5 protein-coding genes are annotated in these 4,642 nt (G+C 66.1%); 1 reads left to right on the top strand and 4 read right to left on the bottom strand.

Annotated elements, in window-relative coordinates:
- Together VTU_RS0103510 and VTU_RS0103500 are read right to left on the bottom strand one after the other, a co-directional pair.
- Window positions 1-1,112, bottom strand: a 1,112-nt coding sequence (locus VTU_RS0103510) for an MFS transporter (protein WP_040891853.1), incomplete at its 3' end; no start/stop codon positions are given.
- 550 nt (window positions 1,113-1,662) lie between these two features.
- Window positions 1,663-1,968, bottom strand: coding sequence for a c-type cytochrome (locus VTU_RS0103500; RefSeq protein ID WP_010100812.1), 306 nt, complete (start codon window positions 1,966-1,968; stop codon window positions 1,663-1,665).
- Window positions 1,969-2,135: 167 nt separating this feature from the next.
- Here VTU_RS0103500 and VTU_RS0103495 point away from each other — a divergent pair, with 167 nt between their 5' ends.
- A complete protein-coding gene (locus VTU_RS0103495) occupies window positions 2,136-2,390 on the top strand; it encodes a TIGR04438 family Trp-rich protein (RefSeq protein WP_010100811.1) in 255 nt (84 codons plus the stop codon).
- Between the two features lie 7 nt (window positions 2,391-2,397).
- Here VTU_RS0103495 and ilvD read toward each other — a convergent pair whose 3' ends face one another.
- Both ilvD and VTU_RS0103485 read right to left on the bottom strand, forming a co-directional pair.
- The gene (gene ilvD, locus VTU_RS0103490; RefSeq protein WP_010100810.1) at window positions 2,398-4,104 is read right to left on the bottom strand and encodes a dihydroxy-acid dehydratase; all 1,707 of its coding nucleotides are present in this window, start codon (window positions 4,102-4,104) and stop codon (window positions 2,398-2,400) included.
- A 114-nt stretch (window positions 4,105-4,218) separates the two neighbouring features.
- Window positions 4,219-4,642 (bottom strand): sugar transferase (locus VTU_RS0103485; RefSeq protein WP_010100809.1); only part of this gene is annotated, 424 nt, incomplete at its 5' end.

Raw genomic sequence — 4,642 nt, 5'->3', positions numbered from 1 at the left:
CGCACGCTCGTCGGGAACATCTCTGCCATGTACGCGAACAGGGGCGCCGCGCCTGCCGCGATGCTCACCGAGAGAACCGCGCCGCTGAGCATGGCCGTCGCGAGGCTGCCGCTTTCGGCAATCAGGCGAAACGCCGGGTAGGTCAGGCAGACCAGTGCAAGGCTTGCGCCGATGATCACGGGACGGCGGCCGATGCGGTCCGACAGCGCCCCCCAGATCGGCAACGCGACGATGTGCGCAATCAGGATCACCGCCGTGACGGAGAACACCTCGTCCGACTTGAACCCGACCACGGTCCTGAGGTAGGACGGCATATAGCTCAGCACCGTGTAGAAGCCGACGCCGTACGTCAGGGTGGCGCCAAAGGCCACCGCAATCCAGCGCGACTGCTTTTGCAGGCTGGACCTGAGCGGCGACGGATCGGCCCCCTTTTTCTCCAGCAGTTCACGAAACAGCGGCGTGTCCTCGACCCGGGTGCGCAGATACAGACCGGCCATTCCCAGGGGCAGGGCGATGAGGAAGGGAATCCGCCAACCCCAGTTGCCCATGAATTCCCTGGAGTAATTTGCGTTCAGGTACAGCATCAGCACGGAGCCAAACAGCAGCCCGCAGGCAGAGGCCGCCGGCAGAAGGCTGGACAGCAGTCCACGCCTGCCGTCGGGGGCGTACTCGTTGATGAACGAGGAAGCCCCCGCGATCTCGCCGCCCGCGGACAATCCCTGGAGGACCCGGCAGAGCAAAAGCAGCGCCGGCGCCAGCACACCAATCTGCGCAAAGGTCGGCAGGACCCCGATGGCAAAGGTCGCCAGGGACATCAGCACGACCACGGCGGCAAGGCAGCGCTGCCGGCCAACGCGGTCCCCGATATAGCCAAACACCAGACCGCCAAAGGGACGGGCGAAGAATGCCACCGCAAAGGTGGCAAATACCGGCAACAGGCTGGAGTCGGCAAAGAAAGCGCTCGCGAGATAGGTTGCCACGTAGGCGTAGACGCCGTAGTCGTACCACTCGACGAAATGGCCTATCACCCCGGCGGCGATGGCCCGTTTCAAGGGGGAGGGTGGAACTTTCTCCGTTCCCGGAATCGCCAAGGCCGGTGCAGTGTCTTGCATGAAATGACTCCTTCGGTGGTTGGGGCATGGAATCGACGTCATGGCGGGCAGACACGATTCGGCTTGCCGACCACTCGGAGGAATCGCGCGAAAGAGACCGCGTTCATCCCCTATTGATCAATTGTTATTTCTTTTGTTGTTTGAAGTCAAGACGGATCACTCCCTGGTGTTTTGCCCCGCAAATAGCAGCACAAGATAAAACGGCTGCATCTCGCGCCATGGCAGGGCGCAAACCGCAGCGATACCCTCAGCTATCGCGAGGATTTGCAACGCCTTCATGGGTGCGAAGGCGCGGCTTCATGTGCGAGTATTTGCGGGGCAGTGCGCTACTGCGGCGCCTCGCGCAAACGGTTCCGTGCGGATGCGCGGGCGTCAGATCGCTGCGTGCGGGGAGGGCGATGGCGCACTGCTTCGGCCCGGGGCTTGCGACGCCCGGGTTGTCAAGCCGGCATGCAACGATGGAAATTGCGGGGCATTCCGGGCGCCGAATTGCCGGAGGCACCCCGGCATGCGGCCCCTCGCAGTCGCCGCAGCGGGGGCGGCGCGCGCATCACTTCTGCGTCAGAACCCAGGCTGCCAATTTCTTGGCGTCGGCCTCGCTGACCTGCGCGTTCGCAGGCATCGGGACGGGACCCCAGACGCCGGAGCCGCCCATGATGATCTTGGCCGCCAGCTTGGCCACGGCGTCCTTCTGGCCCGCATATTTGGCGGCAACGTCCTTGTACGCGGGGCCGACCAGTTTCTTGTCCACCGCGTGGCAGGCCATGCAGTTCTTGGCCGTCGCCAAGGCCATGTCGGCCATCGCGGGTGTCGCAGCGGACCAGGTCATGGCGAGAGCGATCAGGGTGCGTTTCATCGGGGGGTTTCCTTACGGGTAAGTCATGATGGATACAAAGCATCTACTTCGAGTCACAATACGCGCTTTGTTCGCTTCCGATTCTAGTGACTCAGGTCGCCGCTGGCGATTGACCTGAGTCAATCAAGCGCCTGCCCACAACCCCTTTCTCCTGGAGAACACGATCCATGCCTCTGCTGGGATTTTCCCTTCTCGTGCTGGTACTGAAGTATTTCGAGATCGGCCCCCTGGCCGCCATGTCCTGGTGGTGGGTGCTGCTCCCCTTTGCGATCACCGCGCTGTGGTGGTTCTGGGCCGATTCGACGGATGGCGGCAAGCGCAGGATCGAAGAAAGGATAGGGCAGCGCAAGCAGGACCGCATCGACAAGCGCAAGCAGGCCCTGGGCATGCGCCCAGGCAGCCGGCCGCCGCCCCGGCGCTGAGCGCTCGTCAATACGCGTCGAGCACCGCGCCCCGGCTGGCGCTGGACACATTGAACGCGAACTTGGCCTGCACGCCGCGCGTGTAGCGCGCAGCGGGGGCGGTCCACGCGGCGCGGCGCCGGGCGATTTCCGCGTCGTCCACATTCAGTTGCAGCAGCAGCTGGCGCGCGTCGATGGTCACGCTGTCGCCCTCGTGCACCAAGGCGATGGTGCCGCCGGCTGCGGCCTCGGGCGCCACATGGCCGACGACCATGCCCCAGGTGCCGCCGGAAAAGCGCCCGTCGGTGACCAGGCCCACGCTCTCGCCCAGGCCGGCGCCGATCAGCGCGCCGGTGGGGGCCAGCATTTCGGGCATTCCGGGGCCGCCCTTGGGGCCCAGGTAGCGCAGCACCATCACGTCGCCCGCCCGGATCTTGCCGTCGAGGATCGCTTGCAGCGCCGATTGCTCGTCGTCGAACACGCGTGCGGGGCCGGTGATGACGGGGTTCTTCAGTCCGGTGATCTTGGCCACGGCGCCTTCGGGGCTGAGGTTGCCCTTGAGGATCGCGAGGTGGCCCTGCGCGTACAGCGGGCGGTCGATGGGGCGGATGACGTCCTGGTCGGCGCGGGGTTGGGCGGGCACGTCCGCGAGCACTTCGGCGAGCGTTTTGCCGCTGATGGTGATGCAGTCGCCATGCAGCAGTCCGGCGTCGAGCAGCAGCTTCATCACCTGCGGGATGCCTCCGGCGCGGTGCAGGTCCACGGCCAGGTACTTGCCGCTGGGCTTGAGGTCGCACAGCACGGGCGTGCGCTGGCGGATGCGCTCGAAGTCGTCGATGCTCCACGGCACGCCCGCAGCGTGGGCGATGGCCAGGAAATGCAGCACGGCGTTGGTCGATCCGCCGGTGGCCATGATCACGGCGACGGCGTTCTCGATGGCCTTGCGGGTGACGATGTCGCGCGGCCTGAGGTCGCGCCGGATGGCTTCGATCAGCACCTTGGCCGATTCCCTGGCCGATTCCCGCTTCTCGTCGTGCGGGTTGGCCATGGTCGACGAGTAGGGCAGGCTGATTCCCAGCGCCTCGAACGCGCTCGACATGGTGTTCGCGGTGTACATGCCCCCGCACGAGCCGGTTCCGGGGATGGCGCGCTTTTCGATCTCTTTGAGGTCATGGTCGCTGAGCTTGCCTGCGGCGTTTTCGCCCACGGCCTCGAACACGCTGACGATGTTCAGGTCCCGGCCCTGGTAGCGGCCGGGCAGGATGGTTCCGCCGTACACGTAGATCGCGGGAACGTTGGCGCGCAGCATGCCCATCAGGCCGCCGGGCATGTTCTTGTCGCAGCCGCCGACCACGAGCACGCCGTCCATCCACTGGCCGCCGACGCAGGTTTCGATGCAGTCGCTGATCACTTCCCGGCTCACCAGGCTGTACTTCATGCCCTCGGTGCCCATGGCCATGCCGTCCGAGATGGTCGGCGTGCCGAACACCTGCGCGTTGCCGCCCGCCTGCCCGATGCCTTCGATGGCCGCATCGACCAGTTTTTGCAGGCCGCTGTTGCAGGGCGTGATGGTGCTGTGGCCGTTCGCCACGCCGACCATGGGCTTGGCGAAATCGCCTTCCACGTAGCCCATGGCGTAGTACATGGAGCGGTTGGGCGCGCGCGACTTGCCTTGCGTGATGTTGGCGCTGCGGCGGTTGATGGGCTGGATCGGGGGAGTCTTGTCGTCTGCCATGGTTTTTTTCCTTCGTGGAGCGGTGTCTTTGGTCCGCCGCATTGTGTTGCAAAAACGGGCGCAGTTTCCGCGCCAGGACCCTGCGGAGGGAAGGCGGCCCCGGGGTGTTTCAGGTCAATTTGCCGCCCGGCCCCCGAGCCGCCCGAGGGTCCGGACCATGATCCACAGGTCCAGACCCAGGCTGGCTTCGCGGGCGTAGCGCAGGTCCGCCGCGAGCCGCTGCGCGTGCGTCGCCTCGGAGCGGAACAGCACCTGCGCGAGCCCGGTGATTCCCGGCCGCACGCTGCAGCGCTCGGTCCATTCGGCCTCGGCGTAGAGCGCGCGCTGAACGGGCAGGTCGGGGCGCGGGCCGACCAGGCTCATCTCGCCGCGCAGCACGTTCAGCAGCTGCGGCAGTTCGTCGATGCTCGAGCGGCGCAGCCAGCGCCCGACCCGCGTGATGCGCGGGTCCTCGCTGCCCCCGGTGCAATGGGGCCCGACGGCGCTCGCGTCACGCACCATGCTGCGGAACTTGTACATCCGGAATTCGCGCCCATGC

It is taken from the genome of Verminephrobacter aporrectodeae subsp. tuberculatae At4 (assembly GCF_000193225.1).
Classification (GTDB): domain Bacteria; phylum Pseudomonadota; class Gammaproteobacteria; order Burkholderiales; family Burkholderiaceae_C; genus Acidovorax; species Acidovorax aporrectodeae.
The sequence above is the reverse complement of the archived record's forward strand: the minus strand, read 5'-3'. Positions and strand labels throughout refer to the sequence as shown.

Bases quoted from the DNA above. Each gene is read 5' to 3' on its own strand.
- VTU_RS0103500 (WP_010100812.1), bottom strand. From the start codon at position 1,968: ATGAAACGCACCCTGATCGCTCTCGCCATGACCTGGTCCGCTGCGACA.
- ilvD (WP_010100810.1), bottom strand. From the start codon at position 4,104: ATGGCAGACGACAAGACTCCCCCGATCCAGCCCATCAACCGCCGCAGC.
- VTU_RS0103495 (WP_010100811.1), top strand. From the start codon at position 2,136: ATGCCTCTGCTGGGATTTTCCCTTCTCGTGCTGGTACTGAAGTATTTC.